A 19,155-nucleotide genomic window follows, 5' to 3' on the forward strand; every position below is an offset into this window, starting at 1 on the left:
CTGACCCTAGAATTGGCGGCGATTGGCGGCGATGTTCATGGCAGCGTCGCTCGCCAGTTGATCGGCACGTTCATTGTCAGCGTCACCGGCGTGGCCCTTGACCCATTGCCACTCGATTTGATGCGGCTCGACCGCCTTTAACAGGTCCTGCCAGAGATCGGCATTCTTGACCGGCTTTCTGGCGGCCGTCCGCCAGCCATTTTTCTGCCAGCCAAAAATCCACTGGGTAATGCCGTCTTTTACATATTTGCTATCGATCGACAGCTTGACCTTGCAGGGACGCTTCAGCGTGTTGAGCGCTTCGATTGCGGCGCGCAATTCCATGCGGTTGTTGGTTGTGTCCGGTTCTCCGCCCGATATTTCCTTTTCCTTGTCGCCCAAGCGAATCAATGCGCCCCAGCCGCCGGGCCCGGGATTGCCCTTGCACGCGCCATCGGTCGCGATTTCTACGGTTTGCGTTTCGTTCATGGTTTGAAAATATCCGGATGGGTTTGATAATATTGCAGCCGATGGAGAAAGGCTTGCGGGGGCTTGCGGGTTACCAGCGCATCGGCCGGTGTGTTGATCCAGTCAAAGGCGCGGGTCAGTAGAAACCGCAGCGCCGCGCCGCGGGCAAGCAAGGGAAGCGCTTTGCGTTCCGCATCGCTGAGCGGGAAGGCTGACATATACCCTGCGATCAGAGACTGCGATATCGGTGCGTGGAAATCCGTGCCATCATCGGAAAAGCACCAGGCTGCGTGGGTTACGGCCAGATCATAGGCGCGGATATCGGTGCAGGAGAAATAAAAGTCGATCAGACCTGTGACCCGATCGCCGAGCATCAGCACATTGTCGGGGAACAGGTCGGCGTGAATGACCGACCGCGGCAAATCATGCGGCCAATATTCGTCGAGATAATCAAGCTCGCGTACAACCGCCTCCGCCAGGCCCGGAGCGATTTTGTCGAGCTCGGCAGGACCGCATTGCTCCGCCAGCGAGCGCCAGCCATCATGATCAAGGCTGTTGCGGCGTTCGGGCTCGAAGTCCGCAAGCGCGCGGTGCATGTTTCCCAGCGCTTCGCCCGTCGCCCGGGCTTGCGCTTTCGTCGGGTGGCTGACGGAAACTCCGGGCAGGAATTTTATCAGGCAGGCGCTGCGTCCGCAAAGCTTGTGGATTTTTGTGCCTTCGCGGTCGGCAATCATCGGCGGCACCAGGCAGTCATAGCCAGCCAGATGATCAAGCATTGCGATAAAAAATGGCAGATCGGTCGGGTCGACCCGTTTTTCGTAAAGGGTCAGAATGAACCGGTCCTGCGTCGTTTCGAGCAGGTAATTGCTATTTTCCACGCCCTCGGCAATGCCCTTGGCGGATACCAGCGTGCCGACGTCGAAACGGGTGAGGAACTGGTCGATTTCCTCTGCGCTGACCTTCGTATAGACCGCCATCAGGCCGCTTCGAGACCGCGGGGCAGCTTGAAGACCATATCCTCGTCAGCGGTTGTTACCTTTTCCTGTTTGATTTCGAAATGTTCTTCGAGATATTCGATGACTTCGCGAACCAGAACTTCCGGAGCGGAGGCACCGGCGGTCAGTCCCAGTCTGTTGATGCCATCCAGCCACGAAAGGTCGATTTCCGATGCACGCTGGATCAATTTTGCCCTGGCACCGCCGCGTTCGGCGACTTCTACCAGACGGAGGCTGTTCGAGCTATTGGGTGCGCCGATGACCAGCACCAGCTCACAGGATTTTGTCATTTCCTTCACCGCATCCTGACGATTGGAAGTGGCGTAGCAAATATCCTCGCCTTTCGGCCCCACGATTGAGGGAAAGCGAGCCTGCAGCGCCGCGACAATGGCATGCGTGTCATCAACCGACAAAGTCGTCTGGGTCAGAAAGGCAAGTCCTTCCGGATCGGCCGGATTTAGCGCGGCGACATCATCGAGCGTCTCCACCAGAGTCATCTGGCCTTCTTCGACCTGGCCGAACGTACCTATCACCTCGGGGTGATAGGCGTGGCCAACGAAAATGATATGTCGGCCAGCTTCGGTTTGCCGTTCCGCTTGACGATGTACTTTGGACACCAGCGGGCAGGTCGCATCGAGATATTCCAGACCGCGCTCTTCGGCTTTGTGGGGCACAGCCTTGGGAACGCCGTGAGCCGAAAAGACCACCGGGACGCCATCGGGCACCTCGTCCAGTTCTTCGACGAAGATCGCTCCCATTTTCTTCAATTCGTCGACAACATAGCGGTTGTGGACGATTTCATGCCGCACATAGACTGGTGCGCCATATTTTTTAATCGCCAGTTCGACGATTTTTATGGCCCGGTCGACCCCTGCACAAAAGCCGCGAGGCGCTGCCACAAGCAAGTCAATCTGCCGTTTTTGCTTATCCGAATGAATCATAATCAAGTCCTTAGGGAATAACTGCTGCGGCGAAAAGCCCGTCTGTTCATCTTATGGACGGTTGCACCGCATTAAAGGCACAGATAAGGGTTGCGAGATTTTTATCGATGCGCATGAAGCCTATGTGTGTTGCCCGTGATCAAAGGCAAGGATTGAGAATGATGGCGAATGGCCGGTTGAAGAAATTAGTTTTGGTAACGGTCTCGATTTTGGCTGTTAGCGGATGTGCAAAAGACGGCGCGCTCGACGTTAGTTCGGGTGTTGGCGTTTCGGTCACTCGCACAGGCTGTCCTGCTGTTGCGGTTCCAGACCATACTGGCGACGTGACCATCTTCAATCCGGTGAACAGCACCGACAGCAGTGCGATCGATGTTGTCGCAAATATCACCAATTTGCGGTCGACCTGCAACAGCGAAGGCGAGCGGATATATACAGAAGCAACGTTCGACGTTCGTGCCATACGAAGCCGTCCGACCGGTGCCCGCACGATCACCGTGCCCTATTTCTCTACCGTCATCCAGGGCGGCACCGCGGTGGTGGCCAAGCGGATCAATAATGTTACGCTGCAATTTGCCGATGGTGACTATCGTGCGTCGGCTTCGGCCAAGGCCGGCTCTTATGTTGATGCATCGGCTGCTCGTTTGCCCGAAGACGTAATCGAACGACTGACCCGCAAACGCAAGGCCGGAGACCCCGATGCCGCGCTTGACCCGCTGGCCGATCCGGCTGTCCGGGCGGCTGTCGCACGCTCCTCGTTCGAGCTGCTGGTCGGTTTTCAGCTTACCCAGGCACAATTGCAATATAACGCTACCCGATAGGGTTGCCTGAAATGACGAATGTTCGCGCCTGATCCAGTCGGGCCCCTTTTCCTATGATGAATTGAGCCAATCATGCTGTTCCAGATTTTTCAGAAACATGTTGATGCCATTTTGGATGAGCTGACCGAAGCAGGGGTTTTGCCCGCCGGGATGGACCGGTCCAATGTCACCCTCGAGCCGCCCCGCGATCCTTCGCACGGCGACCTCTCGACCAATGCCGCCATGGTACTGTCGAAAGCGGCGGGCATGAAACCGCGGGATCTGGCGGAGAAGATTACGGAAAAGCTTGGCACGCTCGACGATGTCCAGTCGGTCGACATTGCCGGTCCCGGATTCATCAACCTAAGGGTTGCCGAACCGGTTTTGCTGAGAGAATTGCTCGAAATAGCAGAGCTTGGCTCCGAATATGGCCGGTCGGACAAGGGCAAGGGCGTCACCGTCAATATCGAATATGTCTCCGCCAACCCGACCGGTCCGATGCACATGGGCCATTGCCGTGGCGCGGTGGTCGGCGATGCGCTGGCCGATTTGCTGGAGGCTGTCGGCCACAAGGTGATCCGCGAATATTATGTCAATGATGCCGGCTCGCAGGTCGCGACGCTCGCCCGTTCAGCCCATTTGCGCTACCGTGAAGCGCTAGGCGACGATATTGGAACGATACCCGAAGGTCTCTATCCCGGCGACTATCTGAAGCCGGTCGGCGAAGCTCTGGCCGCCGAATTCGGTGATAAATACAAGGATTCCGATGAATCCGAATGGTTGCTTATTTTCCGCAAGGCAGCGGTCGGGAAAATGATGGACATGATCCGATCGGATCTGGCCCTGCTCGGCATCAAGCATGATGTGTTTTCGTCCGAAGCCGAACTGCACGAAGCGGGCAAGGCGGATATCGCCGAGGCAGAGCTGCGGTCGCGCGATCTCGTCTATGACGGCGTGCTGGAGCAGCCCAAGGGCAAGGTGATCGAAGATTGGGAAGCGGTTGAATTGCCATTGTTCCGGTCCACCCAATTTGGCGACGATCAGGATCGCCCGATCAAGAAGTCCGACGGAAGCTGGACCTATTTTGGCGGCGATCTGGCCTATCATTTCCAGAAAGCACAAGCCGCAGACGAGCTGATCGACATCTGGGGCGCGGATCACAGCGGGACGGTCAAGCGGATCAAGGCTGCGGTCGCGGCGCTGACCGAAGGCAAGACCAAATTCGACGTAAAGCTGGTGCAGATGGTGCGCTTGCTGCGCAATGGCGAACCGGAGAAAATGTCCAAACGGTCGGGCAATTTTGTTACCATCGCCGATATGGTCGAGGAAGTTGGCAAGAATGCCGTGCGTTTCACCATGTTGATGCGCAAGGCCGATGCCCAGATGGATTTTGATTTTGCCAAGGTCATGGAAGCCTCTCGCGACAATCCTGTCTTCTATGTCCAATATGCCCATGCCCGTATCCAGTCGATCTTGCGCAAGGCAGCGGACGAGGGCGTCCTTCCTTCGCCCGGCGGTCTGGAAGGGCTTGGCGAAGAAGAATTGGACCTGATCAAAATGGCGGCGCAATTCCCGCGTATCGTCGAATCAGCGGCGGCTTCGCGTGAACCGCACCGAGCCGCATTCTATCTGAATGACCTGGCGGCCGCATTTCATGCGTTTTATAATTTGGGCAATGACCGGCCTGAGAAGCGGATCATAATGGTTAACGATCCTGAAACTACTTCAGCAAGGCTTTTCTTAGCCAAGAATATCGGGCAGACTATCAAGAACGGTCTGGCGCTGATGGGCGTCGAGGCCTCGGAATCGATGTGATCAGCCCTTTGGCTTGAGGAGTGAATAATGTCTGACACCACCCGCGACAATCTTGATCTGGACGACGAAGACCGTCTGCCATGGCTGGAATCAGCCGAGGATTATGATGATGACGGAGAATATTCTCCCGTTCGGGTGGCGCTGTTCATCGGCGCTGGATTGCTGCTGCTGGCGGCCATCGTTGGCGGCATCTACTGGATGCAGAACCGCGACGGCGGCGGGCTTGATGGCGACGGCGAATTGATCGCGGCTCAGGAAGGCGACTATAAGGTTCGACCCGATGACCCGCAGGCACGGAAATTTGAAGGCGAGGGCGATGCCAGCTTTGCAGCAAGCGAGGGCAAGGAAACGCCAGCCCAACTAGGCGATGCAGTGAAAACAGAAGCGCCGATCCGCAAATCCGATACTGGGCCGGCCGCAGCAAGCGCAGGAACCGCGATGGTCCAGTTGGGTGCCTATAGCTCGGCGAGCCTCGCGGATGGCAGCTGGTCTGGATATGCGCGGCGTTTTGAAGCGATCGGTTCGCTGCCGAAGAAAATTCTTCGGGGTACCGTTGATGGCGGAACGATTTACCGGCTGAACGCGGTCGCACCAAGCTATGAGGCGGCACAGCAATTGTGCAATAATCTCAAGGCTGCCGGCGAAAGCTGCCTCGTCGTCCGCTAATTTTGAGCAATAGATGGTTGAAGCGCTGTGGATAACGGCGCTTTCGCCTTTACCCGGCTCTCAAACGGCGCAAGTATAAGATATGTTGCGTGAGAAAAAATTCCCATGGCTATGACACCAGCGGTTTTCGGAGTGGCGGGCCTGAGCCTGACCGCCGCAGAGAAGGCATTTTTTCGCAATAGCGATCCTGCCGGCTATATCATTTTCGGCCGTAATATCGAAAGCAAGGTCCAGTTGCGGGCGCTGACCGACGAACTGCGCTCGATCCATGGTCGCGACGATCTGGCGATCCTGATCGATCAGGAAGGCGGTCGTGTAGCGCGGATGCAGGAGCCGATCTGGCCCAAATTCCCATCCGGCGAAGTTTTCGATAAGATTTACGATATTGCTCCTGCGACCGCGATTGAGGCGGCGCGGCTCAATGCGCAGGCAATTGCCGTCAGCATGCGGGAAGTGGGGATCACTGTCGACTGTCTGCCGCTACTCGACGTCCGCCAGCCGGACGCCAACAATGTCATCGGCGACCGCGCTCTTGGTAGCGAACCGATGCGGGTTGCTGCGCTCGGACGAGCGATCCTCGACGGTCTGCAGCGCGGCGGCGTGGTTGGCGTGGTCAAACATCTGCCGGGCCACGGTCGCACAAGCGTTGACACGCACAAGGCTTTGCCGACGGTTACCGCCAGCGACGAAGAGCTCGAGCTCGATCTCGCACCGTTCAAGACCCTGAACAAGGCTGTGATGGGCATGACCGGCCATTTGCTGTTCACCGCCTGGGATGCCGATACCCCGTCGACCCTCTCGAAGACCGTCATTCAGGACATCATCCGCGGCCGCATCGGCTTTGACGGTTTGTTGTTCACCGATGACCTCGACATGGAGGCACTGTCCGGAACCGTTCCCGAGCGGGCAGAACGCGCCCAGATCGCGGGGTGCGATATTGCGCTCAATTGCTGGGCCAAGATGGATGATATGACCGGGATTGCCGAACGACTGACGCCGATGTCGGATAAAACCCAAGAGCGGCTGGACGTGGCGATGGCAACAATTGCCGACACAAAGGACGTCGATGGCGCTGACGAACTGGTCGCACTCTTGGCTAAGCGCGATGAACTGATAGCGGCAACGGCATGAGCGAGGAACGGGAAAACGAAAGCTTCTTTTTTCCGCCTGAATCGGTCGCTCCGGATGAAGGCGCGCTAACGCTGAACATCGACGGCTGGGAAGGCCCGCTTGATTTGCTGCTCGCCCTGGCTCGCAACCAGAAGGTGGATTTGCGCGAGATTTCGATTCTGGAACTGGTCCAGGAATATCTCAAATATATCGCCAGCGCCCAGACGCTGCGCCTGGAACTGGCGGCTGATTACCTGGTGATGGCGGCGTGGCTGACCTATCTGAAATCGGGGCTGTTGTTGCCTAAAGACCCGACAATCGATCCCTCTCCTGAAGAATTGGCTCTGCGGTTGCAGATGCGGCTGGAACGGTTGAACGCGATGCGCGAGTCGGGGGCTCGCTTGCTGGCCAGAGACCGGATCGGGCGGGACGTATTCGTGCGCGGGGCACCGGAAGGGTTGCGGGTGGTGAAAGACCGGCAGTGGCAAGCGGAATATTACGACCTGATTGCTGCCTATTCGCGAGTGAAGGTCCGCAGTGCCCCCGCAATTCACATTGTCCGGAAGCGGATGGTCATGACCCTGGAAGATGCGCTGGCGCGGGTTTCGCTGATGCTCGGCGAAGCGATCGACTGGATGGACATCCGTCATTTCCTGCCCCCCGGTGCGCCGGCGGAGTTGCGGAAATCGGCGCTTGCATCCAGTTTTCTGGCGACATTGGAACTGGCCCGGCAAGGAAAGCTGATATTGCAGCAGGAAGGCAGTTTTGCTCCGCTCAGAATCAAGGCGACGACAAATGGATGAACATGACATGGAAGACACCAGCCTGATCGAGCTCGACACAGAGGCAATGGATATCGGCAAGCGGGCGGTCGAGGCGACGCTTTTTGCATCGGAAAAGCCAATGACGATCGCCGATATCAAAGCCTATGTCGGCGAAGAACTCGACATTCGCGAAATATTGACGGCGCTGCAGGAGGATTTCCAGCATCGCGGCATCGTTCTGATCAAGACCGGCGACCGCTGGCATTTTCAGACCGCCCATGATCTCTCCCACCTGTTGCGTCGCGAACGGGCGGAACTGCGCAAGCTCAGCCGCGCCGGGATGGAAACGCTGGCGATCATCGCCTATCATGAGCCGGTCAGCCGGGCAGAGATCGAAGCGATCCGCGGCGTGCAGGTTGCAAAAGGCACGCTGGATGTTCTGATGGAAGCGGGATGGGTGCGTCCCGCCGGTCGCCGTGAAGTGCCGGGCAGGCCGCTGATTTACGCGACGACCGCAGAATTTCTGACCCATTTCGGATTGCAGAGCCGTAAGGATCTTCCTGGCCTGGATGACTTGAAAGCGGCGGGATTGCTTGATCCTGTCGATCTCGTGCTCGATCAGATGGAACTGGACGACGAGGATGAAACCGGAGCAGAACCGGATAGCGATGAAGCCGAAACAAAAGAGTTTGCAGATGATGATGGTGTTTTGCTGGAAAACCAAAGCGAAAGCGCTTAAATAGAACGCTTAAGGAGAATATCGCATGCAACCGAGTGTTTGGCAGATTTTAATTGTAGCGGCGCTGGTTCTGGTTTTGTTTGGCCGAGGCCGTATTTCCGAAATGATGGGCGATGTTGGCAAAGGCATTCGCTCTTTCAAAAAGGGTATTACCGAGGAAGAAGCGAGCGCAGCCAATCCTACCCCCAAGATCGACAGCAAGGCCGGCGATGCGTCGACCGAGACCAGCAAGACCGCCGACAAAACCGCTGGTTGATCAGGCAGGCCTTCAGACCCAGGGCCGCATAGAACATGTTTGACCTTTCCATATCAGAGATCGCGATTATCGTGATTATCGCCGTTGTCGTCATCGGACCCAAGGAGCTGCCGCGCGCGCTGGCGACGGCGGGCAAATGGATGGCCAAGGGGCGCGGTATAATGGCCAATTTCCGCACCGGGCTTGATGCCATGGTCCGCGAAGCCGAGCTTCAGGAAATGGAGAAGAAATGGGCATCCGAGAATGACCGGATCATGAAGGAATATCCGGCACTTCCTGAAGATGGTTTGGTGGAAGAACCCAAGATGGAGCCGCTGGACGGCCCGCCCGCCGATATATCCGAACCGTCCGATCCTCTGGATGACCGACCCGATCTACCCCCCGCAGGCGATCCCAAGCCGTGAACGATCAAAGCAAGCCAGATATTGATGAAAGCAAGGCGCCGCTGATCGAGCATCTGATCGAGCTTCGGCAGAGATTATTATGGTCGGTGGCGGCGCTGACCGGCGCATTTCTGATCAGCATATTTTTCGCCGACCAGATTTTCGGCATATTGGTGCAGCCGCTGACCGATGCCTTCCCGGCCGGCGAAGGCAAACTGATCTATACCAAGCTTTACGAAGCCTTTTTCGTCGAGATCAAGGTCGCGATGTTCGCGGCCTTCTTCATCGCTTTCCCGATCATTTCAAACCAGCTGTGGGCGTTTGTGGCGCCGGGGCTTTACGCCAAAGAGAAAAAAGCGTTTCTGCCCTTTCTGGTGGCAACACCGCTGCTGTTCATAGCGGGAGCCTCGCTCGCCTATTTCATCGTCATGCCGACCGCATTCAAGTTTTTTCTGGGATTTGAAGGGCCGGTCGGCGGCTTGCAACAGGAAGCCTTGCCGGCAATGGGCGATTATCTGTCGCTGGTGATGCAGTTCATTCTGGCGTTCGGAGTGTGCTTTCAGCTGCCGGTGCTGCTTCTGTTGCTCAACCGCGCGGGCATTGTAAGCAGGCAGCAGTTGAAGGGCGTGCGCCGCTATATGATCGTCGGAGCCTTCGCTGTGGCTGCGATTCTGACCCCGCCGGATGTCGTGTCGCAGCTGATGCTAGGAATTCCGCTGATCCTGCTCTACGAGGTCTCGCTCGCTATCATGTGGTTCACCGAGCGCAAGAAGAGCAAAGAGATCGCACCCTGATCGGGATTGAGATGAGCTTGCCGAACCACGCAATTAAACGATTGGTCCGACAAGCCCGGAACTAATTATTCTCAGTCAATCGCTTCTTGGCCAGCCTGGCCGACCGATTCAATGTCCCGGCCGACACCTTTGACGGTGGCACAGGCGCTGAGCAAAACCATTGTAGAAATCAAGATCACTGCGGTAATTTTCTGCATTTCAAAATATCCTAAAAACTGAACTTCGCACTGATGCGAATATCACGACCGGACAGCGGTACATAGTCTTTCGTGAACGACGCATGACGGCGGGCGTTTACATCAAAAATATTGTTTGCAGACGCGAGCAACGTAATGCCGCCATCCTTGCCGAAGGGGCGCCACGCTGCGGTGGCATTTACCATGGTAAAGCCTTCGGTCGGGGTTTCGAATGCTGCGACTTTTTTCTGGCTGCCGGACCATTCCACTTCGGCGCGGAGGTCGAGATTGTCGCTATGTGCCTTCAGGCCGCCTAGCAGTCGGAGCGGCGGGATGCGCGGAACCGCTCCGCCGCCATTGTCGATTTGTGCGCGGACATAGTCGGCCACGCCGTCGGCGATCAGGTCAAAGCTGCCAAACCGTGCAACAACTGCTGACGCGGAGGCCTCAAAGCCATAATAAGTCGCGTCGCGCTGGAAATATTGGAACACCGGCAAGCCGTCTTCCTCCGCGCCGGTTTCTGCTTCGAAAATATAATCGTTGAAAAAATTGGTGTAGGCCGTCGCGCTAAGCTGGACGTCATCGCTGTCCCAGCGTGCATAAAGCTCGCCGCCCCAGCTTTTCTCACTGGTAAAGTCGGGGTCGCCGATTTCAAAGGCCTGGGTGGCGATATGGGGCCCGTTGGACAGCAGTTCCTCAGCCGAAGGTGCGCGTTCCGATCGCGAGATATTCGCACCGATCTTGAACGGTGTGTCGTCGGGCGCATAGGCCAGACCGAAAGCACCGGAGACGGTATTGAAGGTAGAATCGAAATTGATGCTGTTCGCGGACAGCGTGGTCTGGTCAAAACGCAGCGCGCCCTCCAGCTCGATATCGCCAAGATCGACTTCTTGCACAGTGAAAAAAGCCCAGCTTTCGATGCTGTTCTTGGGGACAAACGCTTCTGCGCCAATGGCATTGAAATCGCGGGCGAGAATTTGGGTGCCTATCACACCGCGCCAGCCGTCGTGGTCGGCTTGCACCAGTTCGGCGCGCGCCTCTATGCCGGAGACGGAAAAGACCGTGCCAATCTCGTCGCCCTCAAATTCGGTATGCTCATAATCCGAATAGCCGGCGCGGAAGTTCAGCGCTTCGAAAAACCCGCCGATATTCACTCCGCCGCGCAGATCTGCGCGGATCTGTTCGAGACCGATAGTTACCGGGCCCTCTTCCTCTTCTACGGCTCCCGGATCACCATGCGCGTGGCCGGCTCCGGGACGCGCCGGAACACCGTAGTCGGTATCATAATAGCTCACCGAAAAGCCTAGATTGCCGCCGTCGTCGATATAGGCAATGCCTGCGCCCGCCGTTTGGGTACGACTGCCGGTATTGGGGACGCGGCCGGACTGGTTGGCGGCGTCGGTGAGTTCTGCAGCTTCCTCGAGATGGCCTTCGTCAAGCTCCTCTGCCGCATCTGCCAGCACCTCTGCGCGCAAAGCCGGCGCAAGCACATAGCCTGGCACGCGCACATCGCTGGTGTCGCGAAAGCTGCCATCGGCGTGGATTACCAATTTGGGGGTCAGCGGAACATCAATCGATCCGGCGATACTCCAGTCGTTAGCAGCGCTGCCATAGCCGCCAATCGCATCGAGATGCACGGCATCGTCCGGAATATCGCGGGGAATACGCTTGTCGATGACATTGACTGCCCCGCCAATCGCATCGCCACCGAATAGCAATACCGCAGGGCCGCGCAATATTTCGACTCGCTGAGCGGTCAGGGGGTCAATGGTGACCGCGTGATCGACCGAGGTGTTGGACGCGTCGAGCGAGCCGATACCGTCGGTCAAAACCCGGACCCGTGGTCCCTGGAAGCCGCGTAGAACCGGTCGCGATGATCCGGGCGAAAAGGACGTGGAAGACACGCCGGGCAGGCCGGTCAGGCTGTCGCCAATCTGTCCGCGGAGGTCTTCGGCCAACTGGTCTCCGGACAAGGCAGAGGTCCCGGCAAGCAGATCAAGCTGATCGACATAAGGCGCGGTGACAATGATCATATCGTCATCGTGGAAATCATCGGAGAGTCCGGCGGAGCGCTGTGCGGGTGCACTGTTCTCTGTCTGGGCGAGAGCAGGCGTCGCGGGCAAGGCCAGAATTGCAGCGGAAATCAGGAATTTTCTGTGTGACACATTAATCTCATTCATGCTTGGGGGAGTGGAATCGACGATCGGATAGGTGGCAGATAGGAGTTATGATATAATATATCAATGGTGATGAGCGCGGAATCGTCAAAGCGACAAAAATTTGCTATGAAATGCCTTCAGAGCGAGAGGAGAGGCCGATGGCAGACTGGAAAGAAGACGGTTTTCATAGCGTAACGCCCTATTTGACGGTGGATGATGCCGAGGCGGCGATCGAATTTTACACAAAGGCCTTTGCTGCGACCGAGCATATGCGCCTGCCGATGGGCGACAAGATCGGCCATGCCGACCTCATTATCGGTGACAGCCATGTGATGCTGTCGGACGAATTTCCGGACATGGACAAGCTCGGCCCGAACAAGCGTGGCGGCGCGACTGCCAGCTTGATGGTCTATGTCCCCGATGTCGATGCGGCCTTTGCCAAGGCGGTTGCTGCGGGCGCGGAAATCGTGCGCCCGGTGGAGGACCAGTTCTACGGCGACCGTTCCGGCTGGGTGAAAGATCCCTTCGGGCACGAATGGACCTTGTCGACCCATGTCGAGGATGTCTCGGAAGAGGAGATGGGCCGCCGGATGGAAGAGATGATGGCCGGCGAGGGGGCTTAGCCATTATTTTTCCTCCCCGAAGCGAAGCTTTGGGGAGGGGGACCGCGCGTAGCGTGGTGGAGGGGCTGCCCCTCCGTCAGCCGTTCCGGCTGCCACCTCCCCATTGCTGCGCAACGGGGAGGAAAGATTGTGGCTTGCGCCGTTCCACCAATCCCAACATAGTCAGCCGATGACCTACACCAAGAAAATCCTCCTGCTCGGCTCCGGTGAACTGGGCCGCGAATTCACCATCTCGGCCAAGCGGCTCGGCGCTTATGTGATAGCCTGCGACTCCTATGACGATGCTCCCGCCATGCAGGTAGCAGACGCCCGCGAAATCTTCTCGATGCTCGACGGCGAGAAATTGCGCGCCGCTATCGAAAAGCACCAGCCCGACCTGATCGTCCCCGAGGTCGAGGCCATCCGCACAGAAATCCTTGCCGATATGGAAGCCGAAGGTTTCCACGTCGTCCCGTCGGCTCGCGCCACCCAGCTGACGATGAACCGTGACGCGATCCGCGATGTCGCGGCGCAGGAACTGGGCCTGACCACGTCGCGCTATCATTATGCCGAGAGATTCGACGAGGTCGCCAGCGCTGCGACGGATATCGGCTTTCCGCTAGTGATCAAGCCGGTGATGTCCTCCTCCGGCAAAGGGCAGAGCAAGGTCGACAGCGCCGAGAAGCTCGAAGAGGCCTGGACCTATGCCGTCGCCAACATGCGCGGCGACCGGGCGCGAGTGATTGTCGAGCAGTTCATCGATTTTGATTACGAGATCACCCTGCTGACCGTTCGTACCCGCGATGGCGTGCTCTTCTGCCCGCCAATCGGCCATAGGCAGGAACGCGGCGATTATCAGGAGAGCTGGCAACCGGCGGCAATGACCGACGCGGCGCTCGCCTCGGCACAGGATATGGCACGCAAGGTCGTCGAAAATCTTGGCGGCGGCGGCAAGGGCTGGGGCCTGTTCGGGGTCGAGTTTTTCGTCACCAAATCCGGCGAAGTGATCTTCTCCGAACTCAGCCCGCGGCCCCATGACACTGGCATGGTCACCTCGATCGGCCAGAATCTAAGCGAATTCGACCTCCACGCCCGCGCCATCATGGGCCTGCCCATCCCCCATATCGCGCTGACTGAACCGGCCAGCGCCAGCGCGGTGATCTTGGCGGACCGGGACAGCGAGCATTTCGAATTTACCGGCGTGGCGGAGGCCCTGGCGCTGGGCAGCGCAGGCGCGGAAGTGGATGTCCGGATATTCGGCAAGCCGGTGACGCGGCCTTATCGGCGGATGGCGGTGGCCTTGGCGACTGGCGCGGATACTGATGCTGCACGGTCTTTGGCCAAGCGCGCAGCGGATGCGGTCGGGATTGTTTATAAGTGAAGCAAACCGTGAAGTGGCTCCGCCATTCGCCTGCTCCCTTAAGGTAGCGGGAAAAGGTGAAGGCTTCCCAATCACTCCCCAATCCGCCAAAGACCTTCCAAACATTAGGAGAAACCACCCCCATGACCGCCCCTTACATCCTCTACGGCTCACCTTTGTCCCCCTTCCAGCGCAAGGCCGAAGCCGTGCTCGCGCTCAAGGGGCTCGATTATGATTGCGAAGCTATCAACATCATGGCGATGCCGGACTGGTATCTGGAAATCAGCCCGCTGGCCCGGATTCCGGCGATGCGCGACACGTCGATTGCCACAGAGGGGCCCGATGGGACCATCGCCGACAGTTCCGCGATCTGCGGGTTTCTGGAAAAGAAATGCCCTCAGCCTGCCATCTGTCCCGAAGATCCCTATCTTCACGGCCGTGCTCTTTGGCTGGAGGAATATGCCGACAGTGCGATGGCGATGGCTGGTGGGGGAGGGGTGTTCCGGCCGATAATATTTGCCGCCATGAGCGGCAAGGAACCCGATCTCGCAACCGCTCGCCAGACCTGGAACGAGAAATTGCCGCCACTGTGGGACTATCTCGAAGCGCAGCTTGACGGCGGCTCCTATTTTCTTGGCGACACGCTTTCAATCGCCGATATTTCGATCGCCGCGCAATTGATGCAGACCGATCTCATCGTAGCGCCGTTTGATGCCGCCAAATGGCCTGCGCTAAGCGCGTTTCTCAACGCGATGAACGCGCATGAAATATTCCAGCGCAATCTCGGCGCTTGCCAGAAGATGCTGGCGAAGATGGTGCCGGAGAAATTCGACCTGAACTAGATGCGGTGAACCGGGCTTTTCAAGCCTGGGTCAGCAAATAGAGCGCATATATGGCGGGCATGGTCAGCACCGAAAACACCGTCTGAACTGCGATCAGATTGGCGGATAACGTCGCATCGCCGCCGAGTTGGCGCGCCAAAATATAGCCGCTGCTCGCTGTTGGTGTGGCAGCGGCGATCAGGACAATCGCCAGGCTTTCTGCGGAGAGGTTGAGCATCAATCCGCCCGCCAGAGCCACCAGCGGCAAGCCGAGCAAGCGCACGGCTGCCCATGTCAATGTGGTGGGACCGGCCCGCTTGAAAGCCTCCAGATCAACCGCTGCTCCGACCACGAGGAGTCCGAGCGCAAGTGTCGCCTGGCCCAATATGTCGAGAGTCTTCTCGGCAATGCCGGTCGGGGCAATGCCCAACAGATTGAGCGCGATGCCGATCACGCAACCGATGATCAGCGGGTTGCGGATCATGTCCATCATGACATGCGGCTTTTTCTTCCCATTGTCCTCAGCGAAATGGGTCAGGGCCAGCACCGAGATCACATTAGCCGTTGGCGTCAGCACCGCGACCGCAATCGCCATCAGGGCAAGGCCGGGCTCGCCGAACAGAGCGCTGGCAATCGATAGGCCGACAAAGGTGTTCCAGCGGACGTTGGACTGGATGATCGAGCCCTTTCGCGGCCCGTCATCGGCGCGCTTTGCGAGCAACCCCATTGCTGCGAGCGCAAATTGCGAACCGATCAACACCAGCACCATGGCCCATGGGACAATCTCAAAAGAAGCGCTGGCCAGAACATTGATGATCAATGCCGGGAAAAAAATGAAATAGACCAGTCTTTCGATCGCGCGCCAGCCGTCGGCGGCCAGGAAATTCCTGTGCGCCAACAGCCAGCCCAATGCGGTGATAAGGACCACCGGGATCAGGGCATAGACAAAATTTATCATGGATGGATCGCGCGCGCGAAATTACATCGCTGTGGTTTTGAGCGGCAACAGATCGGGGAAATCCGGTTCGCGTTTTTCGCCCATCGCCGCGACCGCTTCCTGAATATGCGAAGGTGGGAACATCCCGGCATTCCAGACTCCGATATAGTCCAGCGTATCCGCCGTATTATGGTCGCGGCCGTAGTTGATCAGCACCTTGCAGCCGGTCACCGCAAGCGGCGATTTCGAAGCGATTTCCTTGGCGGTTGCCATGACATGGGCCAGACATTCTTCCTGCGTTTCGAACACATCATTGACCAGGCCGATTTCCTTCGCCTTGGCGGCGTCTATCCGGCGACCGGTGTAAGCCATTTCCTTGACCCAGCCTTCGGGGATGTAGCGCTGCAGGCGCGGGAAGGTGCCCACATCGGCGGTCATGCCGATATTGGTTTCCTGGATGCAGAATATCGCATCCTTCGTGCACCAGCGGATATCACCCGCGCTGATCATGTCGATGGCGCCGCCGATGACGCCGCCGTGCAGCGCGAACAACACCGGTATGCGGGCTTCTTCCAGTGCATTGAAACTATGCTGGATCCGTTTGACGTTGGAACGGAACATTTCCGCAATCACATGCTTGTCCGCTCCGTCGATTTTGTTGTTCGGTTGTGGCGCGAAAACCGACAGGTCCATACCGGCGGAGAAATGCTTGCCGGTGGAGCTGATCACGATGACCCGCGCGCGGGCATTGATATCGATGTCTTCGACGATTTCCGGCAGATCATTCCAGAATGACTTGTTCATGCTGTTGAGCTTTTCCGGACGGTTCATCCGGATATGAGCGATGTTATTTTCTATTTCGACATCGAAACATTCATATTTTTTCTCGAGCATGTTGTTGATATTCCTTATTTCAAGCCAGAAGTTTCCGTTGGCCTAGCATGATAATCTGCCGCTGCGTACTGGCAATTTTCGGGAATCGTGGTCTGCGGCGGGTGACTAAAGCAATGCTATTGGCCATAAAAATGCTTCAAGCTTGCCGCGCGAAATCGTGCGCACTATGTATTGGTACATGACCATTATTCAAAACAGCCTCGGCCTGATTGGCAACACACCCCTCGTTCGCCTCGCTGGCCCCAGCGAAGCGGCGGGATGCGACATCTATGGCAAATGCGAGTTCGCCAATCCCGGTGCATCGGTGAAAGATCGTGCAGCCCTCTATATCATTCAGGATGCCGAGGAGCGCGGTTTGCTCAAGCCCGGCGGACGGATTGTCGAGGGTACCGCGGGTAATACCGGTATCGGTATCGCGCTGGTCGCCAATGCCAAGGGCTATAAATCGACCATCGTCATGCCCGAAACCCAGAGCCGGGAAAAAATGGATACGCTGCGCGCGCTTGGTGCGGAGTTGATCACAGTGCCGGCTGCGCCTTATTCGAGCCAGTGCCATTTCGTCCATCAATCGCGCCGGATTGCGGAAGAAACCGAAGGTGCTGTCTGGGCCAACCAGTTTGACAATGTTGCCAACCGCCGCGCCCATATCGAGACCACCGCAGAAGAAATCTGGGATCAGATGGACGGTAATATCGACGGTTTTACCTGTGCGGTCGGAACCGGCGGTACGCTGGCCGGCGTCGGCATGGGACTGAAGGCAAAAGACGAAAAGGTAACGATCGCCTTGTCGGACCCGCATGGCGCCGCGCTTTATGAATTTTACGCCAATGGCGAGCTCAAGTCTGAAGGCAACAGTGTTGCAGAAGGCATTGGTCAGGGCCGGATTACCGGCAATCTGGAAGATGCGCCGATCGACAAGCAATATCGCATTTCCGACGAGGAAGCGCTGGTCTGGGTCGAACGGCTGCTGATGGAAGAAGGGCTGTGCCTGGGCATGTCATCGGGGATTAATGTTGCCGGTGCGATAGCATTGGGCAAGGAGCTCGGGCCGGGCAGCCGGGTCGCGACGATCTTGTGCGATACCGGTTTCCGCTACCTCTCCTCGCTCTACAATGCCGCATGGCTGAAAGAAAAGGGGCTGCCGGTTTTCCCGTGGCTGGACAATGATGGATAAGCAAGAACAGGACCGTGGCAGACAAGACACGATGCAGCGCATTCAAGTAGGCGTGGTTGGCCTCGCCGCTGTGCTGTTGCTTGCCAGCGTGGCCAATTTCGTGATCCAGCGGGCAAGCGACGAACAGACGGTGCTCCAGGAAATGCAGGCCGAGGGGGTGGACAGAAGCGCTCCGATTGCCGGCAAAGTGGAAGAAAAACCGGCTGAACCATTAGCCGAATTGGGCATCACCCCGGCGCCGGTGCCGGGAGCCGGCCAGCCCCAGTTGCAGAATCCGTCCGCTAATCTCCCCGGGCAAACAGTGCCCGACCTCAAGCCCGATCCAAATCTGGATGCGCCGATGGACCGGGAGAGAAGATAGTTGGCCGGTTTTTGGCAGACGGTCCCGTCGGCCATCGTGGCGCTATTGGTATTGACCCAATGTACAGCCGCCGAATCCCCGTCTGAAAGCCCGGAGGTTCAGCCGCGTATCCAGCTGATGACCAGCCTACCGCTGGTCTGGGGCGATGATGCTTCGATGGAAGCGATCCTGTCCGGCGATTCGGAGCCGGCGCCTATCTATCGCTACTGGCAGTCACGCTATGATATCGCAGCGGTCGACAGCTTGGAAAATCTGGCTCATGACGATCCGGATATCATCATCCTTGCCCAGCCTAGGGCCATGGACCCTGCCGACTTGACCACGCTCGACGCCTGGGTCCGACTGGGTGGTACTGTCATCATCTTGACCGACCCCGATCTGGTCTGGTCATCCGAATTGCCGCTCGCTGATCCGCGTCGGCCGCTGGTCAGCGGCTTGCTCTCTCCTTTGCTCGGTCACTGGGGTCTGGAGCTGGTTGCTGCTGAAAAGAACAGAGATGCCGTTGACCTGCGCTTTGCTGGCTATTCCTTCGCAACCCGCGGGGTCGGCAAGCTGAAGCCATTGCCGGGAAGCACGGCCTCAGACGTGCGCTGCAAGGCGAGCGCCGCTGATTTCATCATGCGATGTTCGGTCGGTCTCGGACAGGCTTCGATCGTCGCAGATGCAGATTTTCTGAACGCGGCACTCTGGCCGGAGTCGGCACAGCGTACGCCGCAGAAAAGCGGGGCTGGGCGGTTTGTCGATTCTCTGGTGCAGGAGCATTTTAAAGCTGCGGGAATCGAAAAATGAGGATGTTGCAGGCGTTTACAAGCACTAAGCAGCGATGCTTCGACCGCTAAATCAAGGTGTGGAAAATTAAAAGTTAACCATTTCAATATGATAATCATCGTAACCCATAAAATCCCGTAAAATCCCCTTCCATCCCCGACCATCCCCTGATAACCCTGTTTTGTTATCGGGGTAT

At 57.6% G+C, this 19,155-nt stretch carries 22 protein-coding genes; 15 read left to right on the forward strand and 7 right to left on the reverse strand.

Translation table 11 applies throughout. The annotated features are described in order from the left end of the window. Positions 1–6: 6 nt before the first annotated feature. Genes rnhA through ispH form a run of 3 tightly spaced genes read right to left on the reverse strand, consistent with a single transcriptional unit; the run spans position 7 to position 2,383 of the window. A complete protein-coding gene (gene rnhA, locus V7680_RS04900; protein WP_335652171.1) occupies positions 7–468 on the reverse strand; it encodes a ribonuclease HI in 462 nt (153 codons plus the stop codon). Continuing rightward, positions 465–1,424, reverse strand: coding sequence for a homoserine kinase (gene thrB, locus V7680_RS04905; RefSeq protein WP_335652172.1), 960 nt, complete (start codon positions 1,422–1,424; stop codon positions 465–467). Before thrB ends, rnhA begins: the two co-directional genes overlap by 4 nt. Beyond that, positions 1,424–2,383 carry a 4-hydroxy-3-methylbut-2-enyl diphosphate reductase gene (gene ispH / locus V7680_RS04910; RefSeq protein WP_335652173.1) on the reverse strand — a complete coding sequence of 320 codons (960 nt, stop codon included), beginning with the start codon at positions 2,381–2,383 and terminating at the stop codon, positions 1,424–1,426. The genes thrB and ispH overlap by 1 nt, the downstream gene beginning before the upstream one ends. 161 nt (positions 2,384–2,544) lie before the next feature. Here ispH and V7680_RS04915 point away from each other — a divergent pair, with 161 nt between their 5' ends. The 9 genes from V7680_RS04915 (at position 2,545) to tatC (ending at position 9,707) form a co-directional block, all read left to right on the forward strand. Then, positions 2,545–3,201 carry a hypothetical protein gene (locus tag V7680_RS04915; RefSeq protein ID WP_335652208.1) on the forward strand — a complete coding sequence of 219 codons (657 nt, stop codon included), beginning with the start codon at positions 2,545–2,547 and terminating at the stop codon, positions 3,199–3,201. A 69-nt stretch (positions 3,202–3,270) separates the two neighbouring features. Beyond that, positions 3,271–4,995, forward strand: coding sequence for an arginine--tRNA ligase (argS, locus tag V7680_RS04920; protein WP_442954973.1), 1,725 nt, complete (start codon positions 3,271–3,273; stop codon positions 4,993–4,995). Positions 4,996–5,022: 27 nt separating this feature from the next. After that, the gene (locus V7680_RS04925; RefSeq protein WP_335652175.1) at positions 5,023–5,661 is read left to right on the forward strand and encodes an SPOR domain-containing protein; all 639 of its coding nucleotides are present in this window, start codon (positions 5,023–5,025) and stop codon (positions 5,659–5,661) included. Between the two features lie 111 nt (positions 5,662–5,772). Then, positions 5,773–6,792: a beta-N-acetylhexosaminidase gene (nagZ, locus tag V7680_RS04930; RefSeq protein ID WP_335652209.1), complete on the forward strand. Its 1,020-nt coding sequence runs from the start codon at positions 5,773–5,775 to the stop codon at positions 6,790–6,792. Continuing rightward, positions 6,789–7,574 (forward strand): segregation and condensation protein A, encoded by a 786-nt coding sequence (locus V7680_RS04935; RefSeq protein ID WP_335652176.1) that lies wholly within the window; start codon positions 6,789–6,791, stop codon positions 7,572–7,574. Before nagZ ends, V7680_RS04935 begins: the two co-directional genes overlap by 4 nt. A gap of 46 nt (positions 7,575–7,620) precedes the next feature. Beyond that, positions 7,621–8,274, forward strand: a complete 654-nt coding sequence (gene scpB, locus V7680_RS04940) for an SMC-Scp complex subunit ScpB (RefSeq protein ID WP_335652210.1) — start codon at positions 7,621–7,623, stop codon at positions 8,272–8,274. A gap of 25 nt (positions 8,275–8,299) precedes the next feature. Beyond that, positions 8,300–8,530 (forward strand): twin-arginine translocase TatA/TatE family subunit, encoded by a 231-nt coding sequence (locus V7680_RS04945; RefSeq protein WP_335652177.1) that lies wholly within the window; start codon positions 8,300–8,302, stop codon positions 8,528–8,530. A 35-nt stretch (positions 8,531–8,565) separates the two neighbouring features. Then, entirely contained in the window at positions 8,566–8,934 is a 369-nt protein-coding gene (tatB, locus tag V7680_RS04950) for a Sec-independent protein translocase protein TatB (RefSeq protein WP_335652178.1), read from the forward strand. Beyond that, complete coding sequence (gene tatC / locus V7680_RS04955; RefSeq protein ID WP_335652179.1) at positions 8,931–9,707, forward strand: twin-arginine translocase subunit TatC; 777 nt, start codon at positions 8,931–8,933, stop codon at positions 9,705–9,707. The genes tatB and tatC overlap by 4 nt, the downstream gene beginning before the upstream one ends. Positions 9,708–9,778: 71 nt before the next feature. Here tatC and V7680_RS04960 read toward each other — a convergent pair whose 3' ends face one another. After that, positions 9,779–9,868 carry an entericidin A/B family lipoprotein gene (locus tag V7680_RS04960; protein ID WP_323801731.1) on the reverse strand — a complete coding sequence of 30 codons (90 nt, stop codon included), beginning with the start codon at positions 9,866–9,868 and terminating at the stop codon, positions 9,779–9,781. 47 nt (positions 9,869–9,915) lie between these two features. Next, positions 9,916–12,048 carry a TonB-dependent receptor gene (locus V7680_RS04965; protein ID WP_335652181.1) on the reverse strand — a complete coding sequence of 711 codons (2,133 nt, stop codon included), beginning with the start codon at positions 12,046–12,048 and terminating at the stop codon, positions 9,916–9,918. A 152-nt stretch (positions 12,049–12,200) separates the two neighbouring features. Between V7680_RS04965 and V7680_RS04970 the strand changes: the two genes are divergently transcribed. The 3 genes from V7680_RS04970 (at position 12,201) to V7680_RS04980 (ending at position 14,846) form a co-directional block, all read left to right on the forward strand. Next, a complete protein-coding gene (locus V7680_RS04970) occupies positions 12,201–12,665 on the forward strand; it encodes a VOC family protein (RefSeq protein WP_335652182.1) in 465 nt (154 codons plus the stop codon). 169 nt (positions 12,666–12,834) lie between these two features. Then, entirely contained in the window at positions 12,835–14,025 is a 1,191-nt protein-coding gene (purT, locus tag V7680_RS04975; protein ID WP_335652211.1) for a formate-dependent phosphoribosylglycinamide formyltransferase, read from the forward strand. A 122-nt stretch (positions 14,026–14,147) separates the two neighbouring features. Beyond that, complete coding sequence (locus V7680_RS04980) at positions 14,148–14,846, forward strand: glutathione S-transferase family protein (RefSeq protein ID WP_335652183.1); 699 nt, start codon at positions 14,148–14,150, stop codon at positions 14,844–14,846. Positions 14,847–14,865: 19 nt separating this feature from the next. Here the strand turns inward: V7680_RS04980 and V7680_RS04985 are convergent, their stop codons facing one another. Together V7680_RS04985 and V7680_RS04990 are read right to left on the reverse strand one after the other, a co-directional pair. Beyond that, positions 14,866–15,783: an AEC family transporter gene (locus tag V7680_RS04985; RefSeq protein WP_335652184.1), complete on the reverse strand. Its 918-nt coding sequence runs from the start codon at positions 15,781–15,783 to the stop codon at positions 14,866–14,868. Positions 15,784–15,804: 21 nt separating this feature from the next. Further along, positions 15,805–16,656 carry a crotonase/enoyl-CoA hydratase family protein gene (locus V7680_RS04990; protein WP_335652185.1) on the reverse strand — a complete coding sequence of 284 codons (852 nt, stop codon included), beginning with the start codon at positions 16,654–16,656 and terminating at the stop codon, positions 15,805–15,807. 178 nt (positions 16,657–16,834) lie between these two features. Here V7680_RS04990 and V7680_RS04995 point away from each other — a divergent pair, with 178 nt between their 5' ends. From V7680_RS04995 to V7680_RS05005, 3 genes are read left to right on the forward strand one after another with little or no spacing between them, the layout of a single operon-like run. Continuing rightward, positions 16,835–17,830, forward strand: a complete 996-nt coding sequence (locus V7680_RS04995) for a cysteine synthase A (RefSeq protein ID WP_335652186.1) — start codon at positions 16,835–16,837, stop codon at positions 17,828–17,830. Then, positions 17,820–18,191, forward strand: a complete 372-nt coding sequence (locus V7680_RS05000; RefSeq protein WP_335652187.1) for a hypothetical protein — start codon at positions 17,820–17,822, stop codon at positions 18,189–18,191. Before V7680_RS04995 ends, V7680_RS05000 begins: the two co-directional genes overlap by 11 nt. After that, on the forward strand, positions 18,192–18,980 hold the full coding sequence (locus tag V7680_RS05005) for a Gldg family protein (RefSeq protein ID WP_335652188.1): 789 nt from the start codon (positions 18,192–18,194) through the stop codon (positions 18,978–18,980). It abuts the gene before it with no gap. Positions 18,981–19,155: the final 175 nt, after the last annotated feature.

Origin of the sequence: Parasphingorhabdus sp. (genome assembly GCF_036963705.1) — a bacterium.
Classification (GTDB): Bacteria; Pseudomonadota; Alphaproteobacteria; order Sphingomonadales; family Sphingomonadaceae; genus Parasphingorhabdus.